Genomic DNA, 21,785 nt, shown 5'->3' with positions numbered 1-21,785 from the left:
CACATTGATTCCGCGCTTGGTTAAGGGAACACTGCATCCCCGTGACAGCCCCCGCCTGGCTCGACGTGCTCAACGAGACCTTGGACGCCTGTGCCGCCCACGGTCGCGCCGACCTGGCCGAACGCCTCCGGCGCAGACGCGACCAGCGGGCGCCGGGCACCCGGATCGCGGTGGTCGGTTTTCCCAAGCAGGGCAAGGGTTACCTGCTCAACGCGCTGTTGAACGCGCCGGTCTGCGCGGTCGGGGACGCGAGTACGCCCGCCGTTCCCACGGAGATCGGCTACGCCGCCGATCCCGCCGCGACCCTGGTCGGGCATGCCAGGGAGAGTGTGCCGGTCGGTGACCTTGCCAAGGAACTCGAAGTCCGGCCGCCCGGTTCGCTGCGCCGGGTCGAAGTCGGCCTGCCGCGCGAACTGCTCGGTACGGGACTGGTGCTGGTGGACACCCCGGCGATCGGGGATCCCCGGTCCCCGCGCACGGCGGCCACCCTCGACGTCCTCGCCGACGCGCACGCGGTGATCCTCGTCTCCGACGCGACACAGGAGCTCCAGCCCGCGGAACTCGCGCTGGCAAGGCATATCCGCACCTGGTGCCCGGCGCTGGTGCTGGCGCTGACCAAGATCGACGTGAGCCCGGACTGGCGGGAACTCGCCGCCCGTAATCGCGCGGCACTCTCCGAGACCGGTGTCGTCGCCGACGTCTTCCCGGTGTCCGCGACGGTGCGCCAGGCCGCCGCGAAGGCCGGTGACGCCGTCCTCAACGGACGGTCCGGTTTCCCGGAACTGCTGAACTGGGTGGGGGAGCAGGCCGCGCGCCCCATCGAACGCACCCGTGCGCTCGCCGCCGCGGTGAGCGTGCGCGCGGCGGCGGTCGAGCTGGTGGAGACGCTCCAGACGCGGCTCAACGCGGTCTCGCAGGACAACGGGGTCGACCAGGTCACCCTGCTGCACCAGGCACAACGGCGCGCCGAGGAACTGCGGCGGCAGAACGTCCGCTGGCAGAACATGTTGTCGGACGAGATCACCGACCTGATCTCCGACGCCGAATACGACCTGCGCGAGCGGACGCGGATGATCGTGCGGCATATCGACCGCACCTTCGACGAAGGCGATCCCGTGCAGATCTGGCCGGATTTCCAGACCTGGCTGGAAGAGAACCTCGCCGAGGCCGTCGAGACGAACTACAACTGGGTGTCCGACCGGTCGGAGTGGATCGCGCAAGCCGTCGCCTCGACCTTCGGCCCGCACTACGGCCACGCGCCCGACCTGCCGCTGACCGGATCCGGCGTGGACTCGATCCCCGAGGTCGGCACGCCCAAGATCGAGCGGTTCAAGATCGGGCAGAAACTCTTCACCGGATTGCGCGGTTCCTACGGCGGCGTGCTGATGTTCGGCCTGGTCACCAGTCTCGCCGGGCTGCCGCTGATCAACCCGGTGTCGCTCGGCGCCGGTGTCGCGTTCGCGACCAAGAGCGTGCGCGACGAAGGCGGGACCCGGTTGCAGCGACGTCAAGCGCTGGCGAAGGCCGCCGCGCAGCGCCATGTCGACGACGTGTTCATCCGGTTCAGCAAGGAGATCAAGGACGAGGTCCGCCAGGTGCAGCGGCGCCTGCGCGATCATTTCGCCGCGGTGTCCGACCAGCTGTCCGAAGAGCTGACGCGGCAACGGGAACTGATCATCGCCGGCTCCGCCGAACGGGACCGGCGCACCCAGCGGGTCAAGAAGGAGATCGACCGGCTGGCCGCCCTGCACCGGAAGGCGGGGGCGCTCGGCACCGGCGCCACGCCGCGCCGGGAGCTTTCGGCGTGACCCCCCTGGACGTCCGGGAACTCCTGAATGAAGCCGCGGCGCACTACCGGGATCGCCCGCACGCGGTGTCGATGCTGCGGGAGTGCCTGGAGCGACTGGACGAACCACTGCGCGTCGGCTTCACCGGCACGCCGGGAACCGGAAAGTCCACTTTGGTCTCCGCGCTGGCGGAATGGCCGACGCGGGCCCTGCGTGAGATCGAGCTGTTCGACACCCCGGCACCCGCCGAACACGTCGACGCGACGGTGCGCCTGGTGCGCTATCTCGAACCCGACGAACTCGCGGGCACCCGGCAGGTGGGCGGTTCGGCGTTCGCGCGGCAGACCGCGGTGAACTCCGTGCTGGTGCTCGCCCACGCGGACGAGGTCGGCGCGGGCCGGATCGACGCCTTGCTCACCGCGAAACAGCTGGCGCGGCGGGCCTGGCGCGAGAACCCGGATTGCGCGGGGTTCCAGGGCGTCATCGCGGTCGCCGGGCAACTCGGGTACGCGGGGCGAGCGCTGCGGGACGACGAATTCGAGGTGCTGCGCGCGCTGGCGTCGGTCTCCCGGCCGGAGCTGGAACGGTACCTCCTGTCCGTCGATTCCTTTGTGGACGATCCATTCCCGGTGGGGGTCCCGCCGGAATCGAGGAAGCACCTGGTGTCGCGGTTCGGGCTCTACGGCGTCCGGCTGGCGATCACCCTGATCCGCACCGGTTGCGACAGCAGGTTGAAATTGTCGGCGGAACTCGTGCACCGCAGCGGTCTCGGCGACCTGAGGGACACGCTCGCGGGGTCCTTCGTCGCGCGTGCCGAGGCGCTGAAGGCGCGTACGGCGGTGGTGCGGCTGGAAGGTCTTCTCGCCGCGGAGCCGCTTCCGCACGGTGACCGGCTCGCCGCGCGCGTGGAGCGTTTCGCCGCGGCGGCCCACGACTTCCGGGAGCTACGGCTCATCGCCGGTATCCGCGGCGGCCGCACGGCGTTGTCCGGAGAGCTCGCCGAGGAGGCCGTCCGGTTGCTCGGCGCGCAGGGACTGTCGCCCACCGAGCGGCTCGGCCTCGCGCCCGACGCGGATCCGGCCGAGATCCACGCGGGCGCCGAAAGTGCGCTCGTCCGATGGCGACACGAGGCGGAACGGGCCGACGCCGCGCACGCCGAACGCGCGGCCGCCCGCGTGATCGTGCGCTCGATCGAAGGACTGCTCAGCCTGTTCGTGGCTTGACGCCTGCCGGTCACCGAGTCACCATAGACCTCTCTATGGTGGCTCTGACCAGGCGAAAGGGGTCCGGCATGCCCGACGACGCGCGTCCGGATGTTCGGCTTCTCGGTGAACTTTTCGCGCATTGGGCGAAGGCGATCCCCGAACGGGAAGCCCTCTCGTTCCAGGGGCGGCGGCTCACCTGGGCCCAGTTCGACGAGCGGGCGAGGCGGGTCACCGGTGCGCTGGCGGCCGCCGGGATCGGCAGGGGCGACAGGGTCGCCTTCGTCGACAAGAACACGCCCGCCTGCCTGGAGGTGACCTTCGGCGCGTCCTCGCTCGGGGCGGCGAACGCGGTCGTCAACTGGCGTCTCGCCCAGGAGGAACTGGCGTACGTCCTCGGCGACAGCGGCGCGAGGATCGTTTTCGCCGGCCCGGAATCGGTTGCCGCCGTCGAGGCACTGCGCGATCGGCTGCCGTCGGTCGAGCGCGTGATCGTCGTCGGAGGGGAAAGCGACCAGTACGAGGACTTCCTGGTCGGCGCGGCTCCCGCCGGGTTGTCACCCGAGGTCGACGAACACGACGGCGCGCTGATCATCTACACCAGCGGTACCACCGGTTTCCCCAAGGGCGCCGTGCTCACGCACCGGAACCTGTTGGCGCACAGCCGGAACGCCGGGTCGCAGTTCCCGATGGGCGACGGCGACCGCAATCTGGTCGCGATGCCGCTGTTCCACGTCGGCGGGAGTTGTTACGCCATCATCGGTTTCCATTACGGGAAGCCGACGACGATGACCCGCGAACCCGACGGCAAGTCGCTGCTGGGCGCGCTGGCCGAAGGGGTCACGCACGCGTTCCTGGTGCCCGCCGTGGTCGCCGGGATCATGCAGGCGGGGGAGCAGGCCGTCGCCGCGTTCTCGCGGTTGAAGTACCTCGGTTACGGTGCTTCGCCGATGCCGCTTCCCTTGTTGCGGAAGTCGCTCGCGGCCTGGCCGGACACCAGGTTTGTGCAGGTCTACGGCATGACCGAACTGTCGGGTGTGGTGACGGCGCTCGATCCGGAGGCACATCGCGACGCCGCCCGGCCGGAACGGCTGGCGTCGGCGGGCACGGTGCTACCCGCGGTGGGGATGCGCGTCGTCGACCCGGCGACCCTCGAAGACACCGAACCGGGGACCCCCGGGGAGCTGTGGTTCCGGACCGACCAGGCGATGGCGGGCTATCTGGGCAAACCCGAGGCGACCGCCGAAACGATCGTCGACGGCTGGGTCCGCAGCGGCGACGTCGGCAGGGTCGACGACGGCGGGTTCGTCTTCATCGAGGACCGCGTCAAGGACATGATCATCACCGGCGGCGAGAACGTCTACTCGCCCGAGGTGGAACGGGTCATCGCCGAACATCCCGCGGTCGGCGAGGTCGCCGTCATCGGTATCCCGGACGAGCGCTGGGGTGAGCAGATCAAGGCGGTCGTCGCGCCCGCGCCCGGGCAGGAGGTCGACGCCACCGAACTCATCGAGTACTGCCGGGAACGCCTGGCGCACTACAAATGCCCGCGTACGGTCGAGATCGTGGAGGCGTTGCCGCGCAACGCGACCGGCAAGATCCTCAAACGCACCCTGCGGCGGCCGTACTGGGAAGGGCGGGAACGGGCCGTCTGATGCCGTCGATCGTCAGCCGCGAGAAGTACTTCGACGCGGCGCTGGACATCCTCGCCGAGTCGGGGTTCGCCGGGCTCAATGTCGGCACGCTCGGCAAACGCCTCGGCGTCACCAGCGGATCCTTCTACCACCATTTCGGCGGCTGGCCGGGTTTCGTCGGCGCGCTGCTCGAATTCTGGGCGCAGCGGCAGGTGCGGATCCTGCGGGAGCTGGACTTCGGTTCCGGCGGCCCCGAGGCGGATTTCGCCGCGCTGATGAGCCTGACGCGTGGCCTCCGGCATCGCGCGGAGGCGGCCATCCGCGCCTGGGCGGCGAACGACGAAACCGTTCGCGTGGCGCAGAAACGCGTCGACGACGCCCGGGTGAAGACGGTCGGGAAGGTGGTGGCCGAGCTGATCCCCGACCGGCGCCGCGCCGAGGTCGTGACCTCGCTCGGGCTGGCGATGCTGGTCGGGTATCAGCAGGTGTCCTCGGCGGGCGGTTTCACCGACCTCGGCGACATCCTCGACGAGTACACCCGGCTGGTGCTGGCGGGTTAGGCGTTGCCGAGCACCCGGGTCACGATGATCTCGACGACCACGCGCTCCGGGTTCGGCTTGGGCTGCCGGTAACGCGCGGCGTAGCGATTTTCGGCGTCGCGCACCGACTCCGGGTCTTCGCGCAGCACGGCGCGTCCCTCCAAAGTGGACCACCGGGGTCCGTCGATCTGGCAGGCGGCGACCGGAATGCCCTGTTCGCCCGCTTCCTTGACCAGGCGGGCCTTCTTGGACGAACGGAACGTGATCACCCTGGCGATCCCGGCCTCGAAGTCCACCGTGACCCCCACCGCGACGACGTGCGGGGTCCCGTCGGGGCGGACCGTGGTCAGGGTGGCGAGGTGCCGTTCGGTCCAGAAGTCCCGGAAGGACTCGCCGCGCGCGCTCAGGTCGATCGTCATGCGGCCTACGCTAGGCCACCGTTCACGAAGACGTCTTTTGAGGTAATAGTAAGGAAACTTTCTTAACTCTCTTGTTTTTGACCGGCCCTGATGTCACTCTCGAAACGCGCCGCCGCCATCAACGACGTTTCCGGAGGAGCCGATGAGAAAGACCGTTCGGACAGTGCTGGCCGCGGCCGCGCTGACCGCCGGGCTGGTCGCCACGACCGCCCCCGCCACCGCGGCGACCACTCAAGGAACCCCTTACCTGCCGGGTGTTCTGCGTCCGTCGGTGTCCCAGTCGGCGCAGGACGCGGCGCTCGCCAAGTACTACGACTACTGGAAGAAGAACTTCCTGACCACCAAGTGCGGGGCGGGCACGTACGCGGTCAAGGCGCCGGACGCCGACCACGCCTTCGTGGCCGAGGGCCAGGGCTACGGGATGACCATCGCGGCGATGATGGCGGGCAAGGACTCGCAGGCGCGCACCGTCTTCGACGGCATCCTGAAGTTCGTGAAGGCGCACCCTTCGTCGATCGACAAGGACCTGCACGCCGCCGAGCAGAACGAGAGCTGCACGAGCGTCAACGGTGTCGATTCGGCGACCGACGGCGACCTCGAAATCGCCTACGGCCTGCTTCTCGCCGACAAGGTCTGGGGCAGCGGCGGTTCGGTGAACTACAAGGCCGAGGCGCTGCGGATCATCAAGGCGATCAAGCGCAGCGAGGTGCACCCCACCACCAAGTTCATGCGGCTGGCGGACTGGGCCGACAGCGGCAAGTACATCAACAGCTCGCGTTCCTCGGACTGGATGCCCGGTCACCTTCGCGCGTTCGAGAAGGCCACCGGGGACTCGTTCTGGGGTCAGGTCCGGACCCGGCAGGAGCAGGCGGTCACGCAGCTGCAGCAGCAGTACGCGCCGAAGACCGGCCTGATCCCGGATTTCGTGGTCAACACGAACTCCACGCCGAAGCCCGCCCCGTACGACTTCCTCGAGGGCAAGGACGACAAGTACAGCTACAACGCCTGCCGTGACCCGTGGCGCCTCGGCGTCGACGGCATCACCGTGTCGGGAAGCCCGGCGCAGGGGCAGGTGCGGAAGATGAACACCTGGATCCAGCAGAACACCGGCGGCGACCCGGCCAAGATCACCACCGGCTACCTGCTGTCGGGTGCCAAGATCCCGGGGCAGACGGGTCAGCACCCCTGCTTCACCGCGTCGTTCGCCATCGCGGCGATGAACGACCCGGGCAGCCAGGCCTGGCTCGACAAGCTGTGGACCTCGATCACGACCTGGACGCCGAACGCCAAGGACTACTACGGCACCGGCATCACCCTGCAGGTCCTGCTCATCCTCTCGGGGAACTACATCGCGGTCTGACGTAACTCGCGTGAAGGCCCCCTTCCCTCGGCTCAGCCGCGTGAAGGGGGCCTTCACGCGCGAACCTCGCTGATCGCCACATGCGCCCCGCCTGCATCAACAGTCACAACGGCTGCGCGTGAAGGCCCCCTTCCCTCGGCTCAGCCGAGGAAACTCGACCTTCACACCTTCCCGAAGTACATGAAGGGCCCCTTCATGTACTTCAGGTGGGCAACGTGCGGGTGGTCGTGGAAGCCGCACGAAACGGACATCCACCGGACAAGATTTCAACTGTCAGTTGACCACTTCAACAGCCAGTTGTAGCGTCGGCGACCACCTGAAGCCCCCGTGGAGGTCCGTCATGCCGTCGACGCCGCTCACCCTGACCCGAACCTGGCGCCTGGCCGTGCTCACCGGCCTGGCCGCGCTCGTCACCGCGGCCTGCGGAGGCGGGCCCGACGGGGCCGGCGGCCAGGAGTCCGCCGCCCCCGGCGCCCCCGCCGCGATCCCGGACACGGCCGCGCTGATCGAGTCCGTTCAGAAGGACGCCGCCGTCGCGGGCACCCTGCCCGCGAAGTACGCGCAGGCCGGGATGCTGCACCTGGCCTCGAACCTGCAGTCCGCGCCCAACAACTTCTACGCCGCCGACGGCAAGACCCCGATCGGCTACGAGGTCGACCTCGCCAAGGCCATCGGCAAGAAGCTGGGCGTCACCGTGCACCACCAGGACATGGCGTTCGGTTCGCTGATCACCAGCCTCCAGTCCGGCCGCGTCGATCTCACGATGGCCGCGATGAACGACACCAAGACCCGCCAGGCGCAGATCGACTTCGTCGACTACTTCTCCTCCGGTATCACGATCATGGTCCGCAAGGGCAATCCCGACCAGATCTCCGGCGCGGACACGTTGTGCGGCAAGAACGTCGCCGTCGTGCAGGGGACGAGCCACCAGAAGTTCGCCGAAGAGCAGAACGGCAAGTGCACGCAGGCCGGCAAGCCCGCGCTGACCGTGACCGCCACCGATTCCGACACGCAGAACCAGAACCAGCTCCGCACCGGCCGGGTCGCCGCCATCCTCAACGACCTGCCCAGCGCGGTCTACATCTCGCGGACCGCGGGCGAGGGCAAGTTCTTCGAGGTCGTCCCCGGTGAGCCGATCAACGGCGGACCGTACGGGATCGGCGTCAACAAGGAGAACAAGCCGCTCGCGGAGTCGATCCGCAACGCGCTGCAGTCCCTGATCGCCGACGGTGGCTACGGCAAGATCCTCCAGGCCTGGGGCGTCGAGCAGGGCGCGGTCAAGGAGGCGAAGCTCAATGGCGGAAGCTGAGCCGCTGCCGATCGTCCGGCTGAGGCACTGGGGCCGCTGGGTCAGCGCAGTCGTCATCCTCGCGCTGCTGGTGCTGCTCGGGATCGCGCTCGCGAACGCGCAGATCCAGTGGGACTCCGTCCCGGAGTTCCTGTGGTACCGGGTGATGGCGGTCGGCCTGCTGAACACCGTGCTGCTCGCGGTGATCGCGCAGGGTTCGGCGATCGTCATCGGGATCGTGATCGCCCTGATGCGCCGCTCGGCGAATCCGGTGGCGCGCTGGTTCGCGGCGGGTTACATCTGGCTGTTCCGCGGGCTTCCGGTGCTGCTGCAGATCCTGATCTGGTACAACCTGGCGCTGGTCTTCGAATTCATCTCGATCCCGCTCCCGTTCGGCGGTTACCTGCTGCACGAGCAGACCAACGTGCTGATCACCGCGTTCACCGCGGCGCTGCTCGGCTTGGCGCTGAACGAAAGCGCGTACATGGCGGAGATCGTCCGCGCCGGGCTGAACAGTGTCGACAGTGGACAGACCGAGGCGGCGAAGTCGATCGGGATGTCGCCGGGCGCGACACTGCGCCGCGTGGTGCTGCCGCAGGCGATGCGGGTGATCATCCCGCCGACGGGCAACGACTTCATCAACATGCTCAAGGGGACGTCGATGGCGTCGGTGATCGGCGTGACCGAACTGATCCACGCCGCCAACAACATCTCGTCCAACAACCTGCTGGTGATGGAGACCCTGCTGGCCGCCGCCGTCTGGTACATGGTCGTGGTGACCGTCGCCGGGGTCGGTCAGCACTATCTGGAACGCGCCTTCGACGCCGAAGACCGGTCGAGGAGCCCGTTCTCGCGTGCCGCCAAGGCGTTGCGCACCGCCCCGCTGGTGAGGAGTGAACGTGTCTGAGCCACTGCTCAAGGCCGTCGGCGTCCGCAAGAGCTACGGCCACACCGAGGTGCTCGGCGGGATCGACCTCGAAGTCCACAAAGGACAGGTGGTCTGCCTGCTCGGCCCGTCGGGCGCGGGAAAGAGCACCTTCCTGCGCTGTGTCAACCATCTGGAGACGATCGACGCCGGTCAGGTCTGGGTGGACGGCGAGCCGATCGGCTTCCGGCTCCGCAACGGCAAACTGTACGAACTGAAGGAACGCGAGGTCGCCCGGCAGCGGCGTGACATCGGTATGGTGTTCCAGCGATTCAACCTGTTCGGCCACCGGACGGCGCTGCAGAACGTCGTCGAAGGGCCGGTGCGGGTGCTCGGTGTCCCCATGGAAGAGGCCCGGCAGCAGGCGCTCGAACTGCTCGACAGGGTCGGCCTCGCGCACCGCGCCGACGCCTACCCGGCGCAGCTGTCGGGCGGGCAGCAGCAGCGGGTGGCGATCGCCCGGTCACTGGCGATGAAACCGAAGCTGATGCTGTTCGACGAGCCGACGTCGGCGCTCGACCCGGAACTCGTGGGCGAGGTGCTGGCGGTGATGGGTACGTTGGCCGCGGAGGGGATGACGATGGTCGTGGTGACGCACGAGATGGGGTTCGCGGCCGAGGCCGCGGACGAGGTGGTGTTCATGGCCGACGGCATGGTCGTCGAGACCGGGCCGCCGGGGGAGATCCTGAGTGCCCCGAAGCACGAGCGGACCAAGCAGTTCCTGGCCAGGGTCCTCGCATGACGCGGATCTCCCCGCGGTACCTGCTGCAGTTCGACGAACCGGCCGGGTACCTCGACTTCGCGCGGTTCGGCCCGCCGTCGCACGCCGTGCTCGACACGACGGCGAGCCTGCTCGACGCCTCGACCAAGGCCGGTCCGTCCACTGTGGACGACCTGATGCGGCAGGAGACCAGGGCCAAGGCCGCCGCGGCGCGGCTTTCGGGCAGCGACACCGACCACACGGTGCTGTTGCCGCACACCAGCCTGGGGTTGTTCCAGGCGGCGTTCAACGCGCCCGGCGGCGAGGCGCTGGTGTCGGCGGCGGAGTTCCCGGCCAACACCTACCCGTGGGCGCGCGCCGAACAGGCGGGGCGGCTGACCGTGCGGCGGCTGCCGCTCGGGAACGTCACCGCGGACGCGGTCAAGGCGGCGCTGACGCCGGAGACGTCGCTGGTCAGCGTCAGCGCGGTCGACTTCCGGACCGGGTACCGCGCCGATCTGGCGGCGATCCGTGAAGCGGTGGGAGACCGGCTGCTCGTGGTCGACGGGATCCAGGGCTTCGGGGTGACCGAGGCGCCGTGGGAGGTCGCGGACGTGCTCGTCGTCGGCGGGCAGAAATGGCTGCGGGCGGGCTGGGGCACCGGTTTCGCCGTGCTGTCCGACCGCGCGCTGGAGCGGATGGAGCCGATCCTGTCCGGCTGGACCGGTGCCCGCGATCCGGGACTGTTCGACGACGAGATCCATCCGGCCGACGAGACCGCGGCCTCGTGGTCGATCTCCAACCTGAGCCCGATCACGTCGGGCGCGTTCGCGGCCGCGCTGGAGCTGGTCGAGGAGGCGGGCGTCGGAGCCATCGCCGGCCGGATCGCCGAACGGGTCGGCGAACTCGAAGAGGTCGTGAAATCCGTCGGCGGGGAAGTGGTTTCGGCCGTCGACCGGCGGGCGGGCATTCTCGCCTTCACCCTGCCGGGGCACGCGGCCGAACAAGTGGGCTCCGCGCTGGCGAACGCCGGGATCGCCGCGACCGTGCGGCCGGAACACGTCCGGCTGTCGCCGCACGCGTCGACTCCGGCGAGCGCGGCGGAACAGGTGCGTTCGGCGTTGGAGCGGCTGAAGAAGCCGGTCACGGTGTTCTCCAGTGTTCCCGCGGCCGGAGCGGCGTCGAGTGAGCTGCTCACCGCGCTCGTCCCGGCGGTGCACGCGCTCGCGGCGATGCTGGGGCCGGGCAACGAGGTCCTGCTGCACGACCTGAGCAGGCTGCCGGACTCGATCGTCGCCATCGCGGGTGACCTCACCGGCCGGACGGTCGGCGGGCCGATGACGGATCTGCTGCTGGGCCTGGTCCGCCGCGGCACCACGCAGGACCTGACGAACTACGAGACCCACGGCCCCGACGGCCGGGCGATCCGGTCTTCGACGCTGTTCCTGCGGGACGCCGACGGGGTCGCGATCGGCTGCCTGTGCGTCAACCGGCTGTCCGACGGCGCGCCGAAGGCCGACGGGCACGAACCGGAGACGTTCCCGCCGGATGTCGACAGCCTGCAGCGGTTCCTGGTCGGGCGCGCCGTGGCGAAGGCCGGGATCCCGGTGGACCTGATGAAGAAACGGCACAAGGCGGCCGTGGTCCGCGAACTGGACGAGGCGGGGTTCTTCCTCATCAAGGACTCGGTGGACCACCTCGCCGGAGAACTCGACGTCACGCGCTACACGATCTACAACTACCTGAACGAGATCCGGGCGGGCGGAAACGCGTAACTCGCGTGATCAGAAGGCGATCTCGCGTGATTGGAGGCGTAACACGGTGTTCTGCCTCCAATCACGCGAGTTCTGCCTCCAATCACGCGAGTTACGCGAAGGGGCCTAGCTCAGGAAGGACTCCACGGCGTCGGCGGCCTTGTCGATGCCGCCGTTCCCGCGCGTCTCGGCCTGGACCTCGGCGAGCCGCGCGGCCACCTCGGGCGAACCGGCCACCCGCTCGACCGCGGCGCGCAGCGTCGAGGCCGTCACCTCGTCGGCAGGAAGCTGCTCACCGACACCGAGTTCCGCCAGTTTCGCGGCGTTGCCGAAACCGTCGGTGGCCAGCGGGATCGCGACGGTCGGCACGCCGTACCACAGCGATTCCGTGCTGCCGCCCATGCCGGCGTGCGTGATGAACGTCGACGCGGCCTCCAGCACCGCGAGTTGCGGCACGAACCGATGGACCTCGATGTGCTCGGGCAGCGGCCCGAGCTCGGCCGGATCGGTCTGGCCGATCGAGATGACGACGTGCCAGTCTGAGTCGCGGAACCCGTCCACGCAGGCGCGGAACAGGTCGAGCTGGTCGGTGAACGCCGTGCCGAGCGACATCAGCAGGACCTTCCTGCCGCTGGACGGCGGGGTCCAGCTCCGGTCGGCGAGACGTTCCGGGTCCAGCGCCGGGCCGACGAACCGGACCGACGACGGCACGCGTTCGACGTTCGGCTGCATCGCCTTCGGCAGCAGCGCGAGCACCTGGGGCGGATGGGAGATCCAGTCCCAGGCGTCGGCCTCGATGCCGTTCTCGTTCAGCCAGCGGGTGAACGTGGCGAAATAGTCCTTTCCGGACGGTGAGGTCCGGATCGCGGTCAGCATCTCGCCCATGTCCTCTTCGTAGCCTTCCCAGGCGACATACGTCGGGGAAAGCTGGACCGCGGGAACGTCGTACCGCCTGGCCAGCAGCGGAGCCGGGAGCCCGCCGATGTCGTACAGCAGCAGGTCCGGGCGGTTGTCGTCGTAGAAATCGGTGAGCACCGGCATCGCCTGGATGCCCTCGTCGAGGAAGACCCGCATCTGCGACGCCGGATCCTCCGGCCACGCCGCCTGATCACCGAGCGGGAGGATCGACGGATGCGCGACCACCTCGGCCCCGGTCGGCTCGATCAACCCGGTGAGCGGCTCGCCAACGGCGTAGCTGACCCGGTGACCGCGAGCGACCAGCTCACGGATGATCGCCAGCGACGGATAGATGTGGCTCGGCGCGGTGCTGCCGATCATGGCGATGTGTTTGTTCTGCATGATGTCCTGTCTGAATTCGTGAAGGAATGTCAGACGGCGCGCAGAAAGGGGGCCTCCCGATCGCGGGAGGCCCTGCGGTCACGCCGTCTCAGGCGGTGCGCATGCGGATGAAGTAGATCATGATCGACAGCCTAGCGATCCCGGCGAAGCCGCCCAACCGATTAACCGGTTGCCCGGTTTGCCGCGATCGGGACCCGCCGTTGGTAGGGACCTTCGCCGGAAGGCTTCCGCAGGTCATGGACGTGGATAGGGTTTCGGGGCTTTCACCTTTGGAGGGAAAGGGAGAAACCTTGAGACGTGTGCTCATCACCGCGCTGGCCGTCGCCACGCTCGCGTCGGTCGCGGTGACCACGCCCGCCGTCGCCGCGGAAGAGACGCAACCCGCCGAGACGATCACCTGGGGCGCCTGTACCGATCAGACGTTGATCAACGCGGGTGCCGAATGCGGTTACCTGCCCGTTCCGCTGGACTATTCGCGGCCGCGCGGCGAGAAGATCCAGCTCGCGCTCAGCCGCGTCAAGCACAAGACGCCCGACGCGCAGTACCAAGGCGTCATGCTCACCAACCCCGGTGGGCCCGGCGGCTCCGGGCTGCTGCTCGCCACCCGCGGGACGCGTGTGCCGAACCGCGCCGGCGACGCCTACGACTGGGTCGGTTTCGACCCGCGCGGTGTCGGCTCCAGCAAGCCGGCGCTTTCGTGCATCCCGGACTACATGGACTACAACCGGCCGAACTACGTGCCGACCACGCGGCAGCTGGAGAAGACCTGGCTGCAACGTTCGAAGTCCTACGCCGACGCGTGCGCGGAGAAGAACAGCCGCGCGCTGCTGGAGAACATCAAGACGACCGACACGGTCAAGGACATGGAAAGTATCCGCAAGGCGCTCCGCGTGGAGCAGCTGAACTTCTACGGGTACTCCTACGGAACCTATCTCGGTCAGGTGTACGGGACGCTGTTCCCGCAGCACGTCCGCCGGATGGTCCTCGATTCCACTGTGGACCCCCGCAACGTCTGGTACCAGGCCAACCTGAACCAGGACGTCGCCTTCGACGTCAACCTCAACATCTGGTTCGGCTGGGTCGCGTCGCACGACAACGTGTACCACCTCGGCAAGACCCAGGCCGCGGTGAAGCAGGTCTTCGACGAGCAGTTGAAGAAGCTGGCAGCGGTTCCGGCAGGGGGCTACATCGGGCCGGACGAGTTCCTCGACGTCTTCCAGCAGGCGTCGTACTACCAGCTGCGCTGGACGCTGCTCGGCGACGCGCTCGCGAAGTTCGTCAACCAGGGCGACTGGCAGACGATGAAGGGGCTGTTCGAGGCCTTCGGCGGCCGCGGTGACGACAACGGGTACGCCGTCTACCTCGCCGTCCAGTGCACCGACGTGAAGTGGCCGCCGAGCTGGCAGCAGTGGAAGCGCGACAACTGGCGCACGTACGAGAAGGCGCCGTACTTCACGTGGCAGAACGCCTGGTTCAACGGGCCTTGCCTGTACTGGCCCGCGAAGCCCGCCAAGCCGGTGAAGGTCGACGGCTCGAAGGTGCCGAGTGTGCTGATGATCGGCGAGACCCTCGACGCGGCGACGCCGTACGAAGGCAGCCTCGAGGTGCGTAGCCGGTTCCCGGGTGCTCGCCTGATCGGTCAGCCGGGCGGCACGAGCCACGCCATCACCCCGCGCGGCAACGCTTGCGTCGACAACCGGATCGCGGACTACCTGGCGACCGGGGCGCTGCCCGACCGCAAGCCCGGGCGCACGGCGGACGTCGAATGCGCGCCGCTGCCGCTCCCGGTGCCGCCTCCGGCACCCGCTTCGGTTCCTGACTCGGCCACCTCCCGGGTGCCCGCCTAAGCAATGCGCGTGAAGGCCCCCTTCCCTCGGCTCAGCCGAGGGAAGGGGGCCTTCACGCGCTTCAGGGGGTTTCCGCGACAGGGGACTTTGTGTTACAAAGTGCGGGTGAGCTTTGTGGTTCAGAGTGCTCGAAGGGGGAAAGTCATGGCGGACGCGTTCAGTCTCGAAGGGCTGGTCAAGCGCTTCGGCGACGTCCTGGCCGTCGACGACGTCAGTGTGCGGGCCGCACCGGGGGAGGTGGTGGCGCTACTCGGGCCGAACGGTGCGGGCAAATCGACCACCATCGACATGCTGCTGGGCCTGAGCAGGCCGGACGCCGGCCAGGTCCGCGTCGCCGGGCTCGGCGCGAGCGAGGCGATGGACCGGGGGATGGTCGGCGCGATGGCGCAGAACGGGACGCTGCTGCGGGACGCGACGGTCGCCGAACTCGTCGGCCTGTTCGCGTCCCTGCACCGGAACGCGCTGCCGGTCGGCGAGGTGCTCAAGCGCGCCGGCGTCACCGAATACGCGAACCGCCGCTGCGGGAAGCTTTCCGGCGGCGAGCAGCAGCGGGTGCGGTTCGCGCTCGCGCTGGTCGGCGACCCGGACCTGCTGGTGCTCGACGAGCCGACCGCGGCCATGGACGTCGACGGGCGCCGCCGGTTCTGGGCGTCGATGCGCGAGTACACCGAGACGGGCCGCACGGTCCTCTTCGCGACGCATTACCTCGCCGAGGCCGAGGACTACGCGGACCGTGTCGTGCTGATGAGGCACGGCCGGGTGGTCGCGGACGGCCCGGTCGGTGAGGTCCGGGCCGCGGTCGCCGGGCGCGTGCTGCGTGCCGTCGTCCCGCAAGCCACCGAGGCCACGCTCGCCGCGCTGCCCGGGGTGTCGCGCGCGGTGCTGCGCGCCGGGCACGCGGAACTGAGCTGTGCCGATTCCGACGCCGCCATCCGCGGCCTGCTGCGCGAGTTCCCGCTCGCGGCGGACATCGAAATCACCGCTGTGGGACTGGAAGAAGCCTTCATCGCGCTGACCGCCGACGAGGCCGAAGGAGCCGTGAGATGAACCTGAACTACCTGGCGCTGGAGATCAAGCGCATCGTCCGCAGCCCGCAGTTCGCGTTGTTCACCATCGGCATGCCCTTGGCGATGTTCCTGTTGTTCGGCGGGATCTTCGGCGCGCGCGACATCGCTCCCGGGGTCTCGACCGCGACGGTGACCATGGTGAACATGGCCGCGTACGGCGCCATGACCGCCGCGTTGTTCACCGGCACCCGCGTCGCCACCGAGCGCACCGACGGCTGGCAACGCACCCTGCGGCTGACCCCGATGCGGGCGCCGGGCTACCTGATGGTCAAGGTGTCGGCGGGCTTGTTCGTCGCGTTGCCCGTGCTGCTGGTGATCTTCGCGGCCGGGATGATCCGCGGCATCCGGCTCGAAACCGGCCAGTGGCTGACGATCTTCGGCACCCTCTGGCTCGGGACGCTGCCCTTCGCGGTGCTGGGCCTGATGATCGGCCTGTTCGGCAAGGGCGACACCGTCCAGGCCGTGACCGGCGCGCTGATGCTGCCGCTGGGCATGTTCGGCGGGCTGTGGATCCCGCTGCAGGTCCTGCCCGCCTGGATGAACACGGCCGGGCACCTCATGCCGACGTACTGGCTCGGTGAGATCGGGCGCGCGCCGGTGCTCGGCGGTGCGGGCACGCTGACCGCCGTGGGAGTGCTCGCGGCGTGGCTGGTGATCCCCGCGCTCGTGGTGATGGCGAGGTTCCGGCTAGACACGGCGAGACTGTGAACCCGTGTTAGTTTTCCGAGGTGGTGGAGGATGAACGGGACGGCGACGAGCGGCCGATGACGCCCGAGGAGTCGCTGGCGCTCATCGCCACGCAGGCGGAGAAGACCCGCCGCGAGATCGGGCCGAATCCGGCGGTGCTGCTCGCCGTCTGGGGACTGGTGTGGCTGTTCGGTTTCGGGCTGATCTACCTCTCCGCCCCGCCGACCGCGCTGATGCCGCTGTGGGCCGCCGGGGCGATCACCGTCGCCGGGTTCGCCGGTGCGATGGTGTATGCGGCGATCTACGGCATCCGGACGAGCCGGGGGGTGCACGGGCCGTCCCGGCTCGTCGGGGCGATGTACGGGTGGAGCTGGTTGATCGCGTTCGGCGGGCTGACGGTGGTGAACACCGCGCTGATCCGCCTCGGCCTCGGCACCGAGCTGATCCCGTTGCTGTGGTCCGGCACCTCGCTCATGCTGACCGGCCTGATGTACCTCGCCGGCGGGATGCTGTGGCAGAGCAGGCTGCAGTACGGCCTCGGCGTGTGGATCATCGCGAGCGGCGCGGCGAGCGTGCTGGCCGGAGGCCCGTACAACTTCCTCGTGCTGAGCCTCGCGGGCGGCGGTGGCTTCCTGGTGGCGTCGCTGGTGTTCCTGGTGCGGGCGCGATGAGCGAAGACGGGTTGCCCCAGCTCGACCCGGTGATCCACGCGCAAGCGCGATTGCGGGTCACCGTGGCGCTGTCGAGCCTGGGGCCGGGGGACAGCATCACTTTCCCGCGGCTGCAGCAACTGCTGGACATGACGCCGGGCAACCTGTCGACCCATCTGCGCAAACTCGAGGACGCCGGCTACGTCGAGATCACGAAGGCGTTCGAGCACCGCACGCCGGTGACGCTCGTCGAGCTGACCACCCGTGGCCGGGCCGCGTTCGAGGAGTACACGAAGGCCCTGCACCGTCTTCTCGAGGTGCCGGGCGATGGGCGCGCATGACCGGTGGGTCATCCACCTCGACATGGACGCGTTCTACGCCTCCTGTGAACAGCTGACCCGGCCGACCCTGGCGCGGCGTCCGGTGCTGGTCGGCGGAGCGGGGCCGCGTGGCGTGGTCGCCGGGGCGAGTTACCAGGCACGCGAACACGGGATCAAATCGGCGATGCCGATGTCGCAGGCCCGGCGGCTGCTGCCGCCCAACGGGGTGATCCTGCCGCCGCGGTTCAAACTCTACGAATTGCTGAGCACCCAGGTGTTCGACCTCGTCGCCACGTACGCGCCCGTGCTGGAACGGATCTCCCTCGACGAGGCCTTCGCGGAACCGCCTTCACTGGCCGGCGCCTCCTCGGACGAGGTGCGGGAGTTCGGCGCGCGCCTGCGGGAGCACATCCGGTCGGAAATCGGCCTGGTGGCGTCGATCGGGGCGGCGTCGGGAAAGCAGGTCGCGAAGGTCGCGTCCGATCTGGCGAAACCGGACGGGCTGCTCGTCGTCGACCAGGGCACCGAACGCGACTTCCTCGCGCCGCTGCCGACCAGGGTGCTGTGGGGGATCGGCCCGGTGGCGGAAGGGAAACTGCGGGCGATCGGCGTCCGGACACTCGGCCAGCTGACCGCGCTCTCCGACGCCGACGCGGTGTCCACATTGGGCAGTGTGGTCGGACGGGACCTGCGGCGGCTGGCCACCGGTGTCGACGACCGGCCGGTGTCCGACCGCGCGGAACTCAAGCAGGTCAGCGCCGAAACGACGTTCGACCGGGACCTGATCGACCTGGCGAGCCTGCGGCGCGAGGTCCGCGACCTCGCCGTGCACGCGCACCGGCGCCTCGTCAACGCCGAACGCGTCGCGCGGACGGTGGTGGTGAAGCTGCGGCACACCGACTTCAGCACCGTGACGCGTTCGGAGACGATGGCCTCGCCCACCGACGAATTCGACCAGCTCGCCGCGATGGCGGAACGGCTGCTGATCGATCCGACCGAGTTCGGCGGGGTGCGGCTGGCCGGGGTCGCGTTCTCGGGGCTTTCGGTGCCGCATCAGGATCCGCTGTTCACGCTTTCCGTTCCGGCCGCCGAGACCCCCGTGGTCGAGCGAGCGCCCGCGCCGGCGGCCCCGGTGTCGTCGTCGAGCTGGCGGCCCGGGGACGACGTCGTGCACGACGCGTACGGAACCGGATGGGTGCAGGGCGCCGGGCACGGGCGGGTGACCGTCCGGTTCGAGACGCGCACCAGCGGCCCGGGGGTGGCGCGGACCTTTCCGCAGGAGGATCCGGCACTGCGCCGGGGCGAGCCCGGCGACTGCCTGGCCTGAGGGGCGTGTGCTCGAACGCGTAACTCGCGTGATCAGAGACGTATCTCGCGTGATTGGAGGGCGAACACGTGAGGTCGCTCTGGCTCAGAAGCGGCAGACCGTCACGAAGTTCGCGGTGGTCACCTTCACGTCGCGCGGGCAGTTGCGGAAGCCGAAGATGCACCAGTTCCCGTCGTCGCCTTCGATCAGCAACGCGCCGTACGCGCGTTTCTCGTTCCGCTGGTCGTTCAGGACCGCCATGGCGGCCTGCCCCTTCTGGTCGACACTGCCGACGGTGACCGGCGTTTCGCCGGAGACCAGCTCGTCCGGAGCGGCGGGCTTGTCCGGCGTGCGCGGACAGGTCAGCGCCAGTAACGCGGGATTGTCGCCCTCGGTCATCGCGTTCGCGATCGCCCCGGCGGCGCCGTCCGCCGTCGTCCGGTCGGGTGACGAACCGCACGCGGCGGTGACCCAGAACGCGACGACGACGAAACCGATCAGGCCCAACCGGGAGTACGCGGTCATGGCAGCGATGGTCCGCGATCGGGCGTGACGCTGTCCAGTGACCGGCCGTAAGGCAGGATGGGGAGACCTTCACTCGATCGAGGGAATAGATGTTCAGCTCTCGTGCCCGCCAGACCACCGCCCTCCTCGGCGCCGCCCTCCTGCTCGCAGGGTGCAGCAGCGCTCCGGAGCAGCAGCCGCGGCCCGCCACGTCCGAGGCGCCGGCGGCGAGCCGGGCGCCGGACGGGGCGTTCACCGTGGTCGCGACCGGTGACGTGCTGATCCACCCCGCGCTGACCGACCAGGCGAAGGAGGACGGCGGCGGCAAGATCGACTACCGGCCCCTGCTGGCCGGGATCAAACCGCTGATCTCCGGGGCCGACCTCGGCATCTGCCATCTCGAAACCCCGATCGCGCCGAAGGGCGGGCCGTACAGCGGCTACCCCTCGTTCAGCGCGCCGCCCGAGATCGTCGACGCGCTCAAGGACACCGGGTACGACACCTGTTCGACGGCGTCCAACCACACGATCGACCAGGGTGTGGACGGCGCGACCAGGACGCTGGACAAACTCGACGAGGCCGGGATCAAGCACACCGGTTCGGCGCGTTCGGCCGAAGAGGCGAAGAAGCCGCTGATCGTCGACGTCAACGGCGTCAAGGTCGCGCAGATCTCCTTCTCCTACGGTTTCAACGGGATCAAGGTGCCCGCGGGCAAACCCTGGCTGGTCAACCAGATCGACCCCGAAGACGTGATCGCCGAGGCCAAGGCCGCGCGGAAGGCGGGCGCGCAGGTCGTCCTCGCGAGCCTGCACTGGGGCACCGAATACCAGCACGATCCGACCGCCGAACAGCGCTCGCTGGCTAAGAAACTGCTCGCCGACGACTCGATCGATCTGATCATCGGCCACCACGCGCACGTCGTGCAGCCCTTCGAACAGATCGGCGGCAAATGGGTCGCCTACGGCCTCGGCAACAGCGTCGCCCGGCATTCGGAGCCGAGGGGGTCGACCGAACAGGGCGCGGCCGCGCGGTTCCGGTTCGTGCGGGACGGTGAACGCTGGAAGGTCGACAAGGCCGAATACGTCCCGACGCTGGTCCAGCTCGGCCCGCCGATCCGCCTGCTCGATCTCACCGCGGGCCAGGCCGGGAACGCCGGCGCCGAAGCGCTCAAGGCCACCGACGAGGTCGTCCTCAGCCGTGGCGCGGGCGACCAGGGGCTGACCCGGCCCGGTCGCTGACCTGAGGGGACAGGGGTGGGCTCTTCCCCGCCCACCCCTGCCTTACCGCGCCCGCCTTCAATACCGTCGCCGCACCACCAGTTTCGCGAGGGCCGCGAGCTCGGCGCCTGGGCGGGGCACCGGGTTCGAGACGGCGAGATGGTGCAGCGCGCCGGTCAGGAGCGCGTCGGCCTGCTCCTGACTCCACGCCCGGCCGCCCGCGCGTTCCACCAGTACCGCCGCGTGGGGCAATTCCGCGGCGTCGAGGTTTTCCTTGCGGTACAAGGCATCCAGTTCTCGACCGGCGTCCGTCCCCGAGTGGAGCGCGGCCACCACCGGCAGGGACTTCTTCCGGTTGGACAGATCCGAGTGGACCGGTTTCCCGGTCACCGCCGGATCGCCCCAGATCCCGAGCAGATCGTCGATGTGCTGGAACGCCAGCCCGAGTGCCCTCCCGTACTCGGTCAGCCGGTCCACCTGATCCTGCCTCCCTTCCCCGGCCAGCGCCCCGAGCGTGCACGACGCCCCGAGCAACGCGCCGGTCTTCCCCTCGGCCATCCGCACGCATTCGGCGGTGTCGACGTCACCGCGTTCCTCGAACTTCAGATCGGCGCTCTGCCCCTCCAGCAGATCGATCACGGCGGTGCTGAGCACCCGCAGCGCGTCCTGCCCGAACGGGGCCAGCACCTCGAAGGCCCGGCACAGCAGGGCGTCCCCGGCGAGGATCGCCGCGCCGGTGCCGAAAACGGTCCACGCCGTCGGCCGGTGCCGCCGGGTGGTGTCGGAGTCCATCACGTCGTCGTGCAGCAGGGAGAAGTTGTGCACCAGTTCCACCGCGACACCCACCGGGACGGCGATCTCGGCGTGTCCGCCGACCGCCTGTGCCGACAACAGCGCGAGCGCCGGCCGCAAGACCTTCCCGCTGTCCGAAGTGGACGGACGGCCGTGTTCGTCCCACCAGCCGAAGTGGTAGCCGGCGATGAGCCGCATCGATTCGGGCAGGCCGTCGACGGCCTCGCGCAGTGCCGGGTCGAGCAGATTCCGGCTCCAGGTCAGCACTTCGCCGGCGGGACGTGCTCCGGTACGGGTCTCGGTTGTCGTCAACGGACTCCCTTTCGGTCGACCCGGTGAACCGCTGTTTTCCGCAATTCTCGGATACCCATTCGAGCGGGGCGGGTGCAAAGTCAACATAGCAAGGCGTAATGCCCGGACAAACAACTCGATCGGGTCTACGGAGAGGTTCACCTGTTTGCCGGACCGCCCCTCGGACGCGTGGCCGG

At 69.2% G+C, this 21,785-nt stretch carries 20 protein-coding genes; 16 read left to right on the top strand and 4 right to left on the bottom strand.

Translation table 11 applies throughout. The annotated features are described in order from the left end of the window. Positions 1-41: 41 nt before the first annotated feature. From H4W30_RS31905 to H4W30_RS31890, 4 genes are all read left to right on the top strand, one after another. Entirely contained in the window at positions 42-1,808 is a 1,767-nt protein-coding gene (locus tag H4W30_RS31905) for a dynamin family protein (RefSeq protein ID WP_192746160.1), read from the top strand. After that, positions 1,805-3,010: a GTPase gene (locus H4W30_RS31900; protein WP_192746159.1), complete on the top strand. Its 1,206-nt coding sequence runs from the start codon at positions 1,805-1,807 to the stop codon at positions 3,008-3,010. Before H4W30_RS31905 ends, H4W30_RS31900 begins: the two co-directional genes overlap by 4 nt. A gap of 68 nt (positions 3,011-3,078) precedes the next feature. Further along, positions 3,079-4,644, top strand: coding sequence for a long-chain-fatty-acid--CoA ligase (locus H4W30_RS31895; protein ID WP_192746158.1), 1,566 nt, complete (start codon positions 3,079-3,081; stop codon positions 4,642-4,644). Then, positions 4,644-5,183: a TetR/AcrR family transcriptional regulator gene (locus H4W30_RS31890; RefSeq protein WP_192746157.1), complete on the top strand. Its 540-nt coding sequence runs from the start codon at positions 4,644-4,646 to the stop codon at positions 5,181-5,183. The genes H4W30_RS31895 and H4W30_RS31890 overlap by 1 nt, the downstream gene beginning before the upstream one ends. Here the strand turns inward: H4W30_RS31890 and H4W30_RS31885 are convergent. Beyond that, the gene (locus H4W30_RS31885) at positions 5,180-5,581 is read right to left on the bottom strand and encodes a TIGR03618 family F420-dependent PPOX class oxidoreductase (RefSeq protein ID WP_192746156.1); all 402 of its coding nucleotides are present in this window, start codon (positions 5,579-5,581) and stop codon (positions 5,180-5,182) included. The two genes, H4W30_RS31890 and H4W30_RS31885, sit on opposite strands and share 4 nt — an antisense overlap. A gap of 142 nt (positions 5,582-5,723) precedes the next feature. On the opposite strand from H4W30_RS31885, the gene H4W30_RS31880 reads away from it, so the two are divergent. The 5 genes from H4W30_RS31880 to H4W30_RS31860 all read left to right on the top strand — a co-directional run bounded on the left by H4W30_RS31880 (position 5,724) and on the right by H4W30_RS31860 (position 11,629). After that, positions 5,724-6,941, top strand: a complete 1,218-nt coding sequence (locus H4W30_RS31880; protein WP_192746155.1) for a glycosyl hydrolase family 8 — start codon at positions 5,724-5,726, stop codon at positions 6,939-6,941. 340 nt (positions 6,942-7,281) lie between these two features. Beyond that, positions 7,282-8,250, top strand: coding sequence for an ABC transporter substrate-binding protein (locus H4W30_RS31875; protein WP_192746154.1), 969 nt, complete (start codon positions 7,282-7,284; stop codon positions 8,248-8,250). Further along, positions 8,237-9,136, top strand: a complete 900-nt coding sequence (locus H4W30_RS31870) for an amino acid ABC transporter permease (protein ID WP_192746153.1) — start codon at positions 8,237-8,239, stop codon at positions 9,134-9,136. The genes H4W30_RS31875 and H4W30_RS31870 overlap by 14 nt, the downstream gene beginning before the upstream one ends. Further along, a complete protein-coding gene (locus H4W30_RS31865; protein ID WP_318780703.1) occupies positions 9,129-9,896 on the top strand; it encodes an amino acid ABC transporter ATP-binding protein in 768 nt (255 codons plus the stop codon). The genes H4W30_RS31870 and H4W30_RS31865 overlap by 8 nt, the downstream gene beginning before the upstream one ends. Further along, the gene (locus H4W30_RS31860) at positions 9,893-11,629 is read left to right on the top strand and encodes an aminotransferase class V-fold PLP-dependent enzyme (RefSeq protein ID WP_192746152.1); all 1,737 of its coding nucleotides are present in this window, start codon (positions 9,893-9,895) and stop codon (positions 11,627-11,629) included. Before H4W30_RS31865 ends, H4W30_RS31860 begins: the two co-directional genes overlap by 4 nt. 105 nt (positions 11,630-11,734) lie before the next feature. Here the strand turns inward: H4W30_RS31860 and H4W30_RS31855 are convergent, their stop codons facing one another. Next, the gene (locus H4W30_RS31855; protein WP_192746151.1) at positions 11,735-12,907 is read right to left on the bottom strand and encodes a macrolide family glycosyltransferase; all 1,173 of its coding nucleotides are present in this window, start codon (positions 12,905-12,907) and stop codon (positions 11,735-11,737) included. 290 nt (positions 12,908-13,197) lie between these two features. Between H4W30_RS31855 and H4W30_RS31850 the strand changes: the two genes are divergently transcribed. The 6 genes from H4W30_RS31850 to H4W30_RS31825 all read left to right on the top strand — a co-directional run bounded on the left by H4W30_RS31850 (position 13,198) and on the right by H4W30_RS31825 (position 18,805). Further along, complete coding sequence (locus H4W30_RS31850; RefSeq protein WP_192746150.1) at positions 13,198-14,754, top strand: alpha/beta fold hydrolase; 1,557 nt, start codon at positions 13,198-13,200, stop codon at positions 14,752-14,754. Between the two features lie 144 nt (positions 14,755-14,898). Continuing rightward, complete coding sequence (locus tag H4W30_RS31845) at positions 14,899-15,801, top strand: ABC transporter ATP-binding protein (protein WP_192746149.1); 903 nt, start codon at positions 14,899-14,901, stop codon at positions 15,799-15,801. After that, a complete protein-coding gene (locus H4W30_RS31840; protein ID WP_192746148.1) occupies positions 15,798-16,529 on the top strand; it encodes an ABC transporter permease in 732 nt (243 codons plus the stop codon). Before H4W30_RS31845 ends, H4W30_RS31840 begins: the two co-directional genes overlap by 4 nt. 20 nt (positions 16,530-16,549) lie before the next feature. Then, positions 16,550-17,179: a hypothetical protein gene (locus H4W30_RS31835; RefSeq protein ID WP_192746147.1), complete on the top strand. Its 630-nt coding sequence runs from the start codon at positions 16,550-16,552 to the stop codon at positions 17,177-17,179. Further along, positions 17,176-17,499, top strand: coding sequence for a transcriptional regulator (locus H4W30_RS31830; protein ID WP_034320046.1), 324 nt, complete (start codon positions 17,176-17,178; stop codon positions 17,497-17,499). The genes H4W30_RS31835 and H4W30_RS31830 overlap by 4 nt, the downstream gene beginning before the upstream one ends. After that, entirely contained in the window at positions 17,486-18,805 is a 1,320-nt protein-coding gene (locus H4W30_RS31825; protein ID WP_192746146.1) for a DNA polymerase IV, read from the top strand. The genes H4W30_RS31830 and H4W30_RS31825 overlap by 14 nt, the downstream gene beginning before the upstream one ends. Positions 18,806-18,889: 84 nt before the next feature. Here the strand turns inward: H4W30_RS31825 and H4W30_RS31820 are convergent, their stop codons facing one another. Next, positions 18,890-19,309, bottom strand: coding sequence for a hypothetical protein (locus tag H4W30_RS31820; RefSeq protein ID WP_192746145.1), 420 nt, complete (start codon positions 19,307-19,309; stop codon positions 18,890-18,892). An 89-nt stretch (positions 19,310-19,398) separates the two neighbouring features. On the opposite strand from H4W30_RS31820, the gene H4W30_RS31815 reads away from it, so the two are divergent. After that, positions 19,399-20,526 (top strand): CapA family protein, encoded by a 1,128-nt coding sequence (locus tag H4W30_RS31815; RefSeq protein ID WP_192746144.1) that lies wholly within the window; start codon positions 19,399-19,401, stop codon positions 20,524-20,526. Between the two features lie 57 nt (positions 20,527-20,583). On the opposite strand, the gene H4W30_RS31810 is transcribed toward H4W30_RS31815, so the two are convergent. Further along, the gene (locus tag H4W30_RS31810; RefSeq protein ID WP_192746143.1) at positions 20,584-21,609 is read right to left on the bottom strand and encodes a family 2 encapsulin nanocompartment cargo protein polyprenyl transferase; all 1,026 of its coding nucleotides are present in this window, start codon (positions 21,607-21,609) and stop codon (positions 20,584-20,586) included. Positions 21,610-21,785: the final 176 nt, after the last annotated feature.

Origin of the sequence: Amycolatopsis roodepoortensis (assembly GCF_014873915.1) — a bacterium.
GTDB lineage: Bacteria > Actinomycetota > Actinomycetes > Mycobacteriales > Pseudonocardiaceae > Amycolatopsis > Amycolatopsis roodepoortensis.
This window is presented reverse-complemented; position numbering and strand designations above follow the sequence as displayed.

Excerpts from the sequence above, each read along its gene's own strand:
- H4W30_RS31885 (WP_192746156.1), bottom strand. The coding sequence starts at position 5,581 with ATGACGATCGACCTGAGCGCGCGCGGCGAGTCCTTCCGGGACTTCTGG.
- H4W30_RS31860 (WP_192746152.1), top strand. The coding sequence starts at position 9,893 with ATGACGCGGATCTCCCCGCGGTACCTGCTGCAGTTCGACGAACCGGCC.
- H4W30_RS31845 (WP_192746149.1), top strand. The coding sequence starts at position 14,899 with ATGGCGGACGCGTTCAGTCTCGAAGGGCTGGTCAAGCGCTTCGGCGAC.
- H4W30_RS31830 (WP_034320046.1), top strand. The coding sequence starts at position 17,176 with ATGAGCGAAGACGGGTTGCCCCAGCTCGACCCGGTGATCCACGCGCAA.
- H4W30_RS31880 (WP_192746155.1), top strand. The coding sequence starts at position 5,724 with ATGAGAAAGACCGTTCGGACAGTGCTGGCCGCGGCCGCGCTGACCGCC.
- H4W30_RS31890 (WP_192746157.1), top strand. The coding sequence starts at position 4,644 with ATGCCGTCGATCGTCAGCCGCGAGAAGTACTTCGACGCGGCGCTGGAC.
- H4W30_RS31875 (WP_192746154.1), top strand. The coding sequence starts at position 7,282 with ATGCCGTCGACGCCGCTCACCCTGACCCGAACCTGGCGCCTGGCCGTG.
- H4W30_RS31895 (WP_192746158.1), top strand. The coding sequence starts at position 3,079 with ATGCCCGACGACGCGCGTCCGGATGTTCGGCTTCTCGGTGAACTTTTC.
- H4W30_RS31855 (WP_192746151.1), bottom strand. The coding sequence starts at position 12,907 with ATGCAGAACAAACACATCGCCATGATCGGCAGCACCGCGCCGAGCCAC.
- H4W30_RS31870 (WP_192746153.1), top strand. The coding sequence starts at position 8,237 with ATGGCGGAAGCTGAGCCGCTGCCGATCGTCCGGCTGAGGCACTGGGGC.
- H4W30_RS31840 (WP_192746148.1), top strand. The coding sequence starts at position 15,798 with ATGAACCTGAACTACCTGGCGCTGGAGATCAAGCGCATCGTCCGCAGC.
- H4W30_RS31815 (WP_192746144.1), top strand. The coding sequence starts at position 19,399 with ATGTTCAGCTCTCGTGCCCGCCAGACCACCGCCCTCCTCGGCGCCGCC.
- H4W30_RS31820 (WP_192746145.1), bottom strand. The coding sequence starts at position 19,309 with ATGACCGCGTACTCCCGGTTGGGCCTGATCGGTTTCGTCGTCGTCGCG.
- H4W30_RS31825 (WP_192746146.1), top strand. The coding sequence starts at position 17,486 with ATGGGCGCGCATGACCGGTGGGTCATCCACCTCGACATGGACGCGTTC.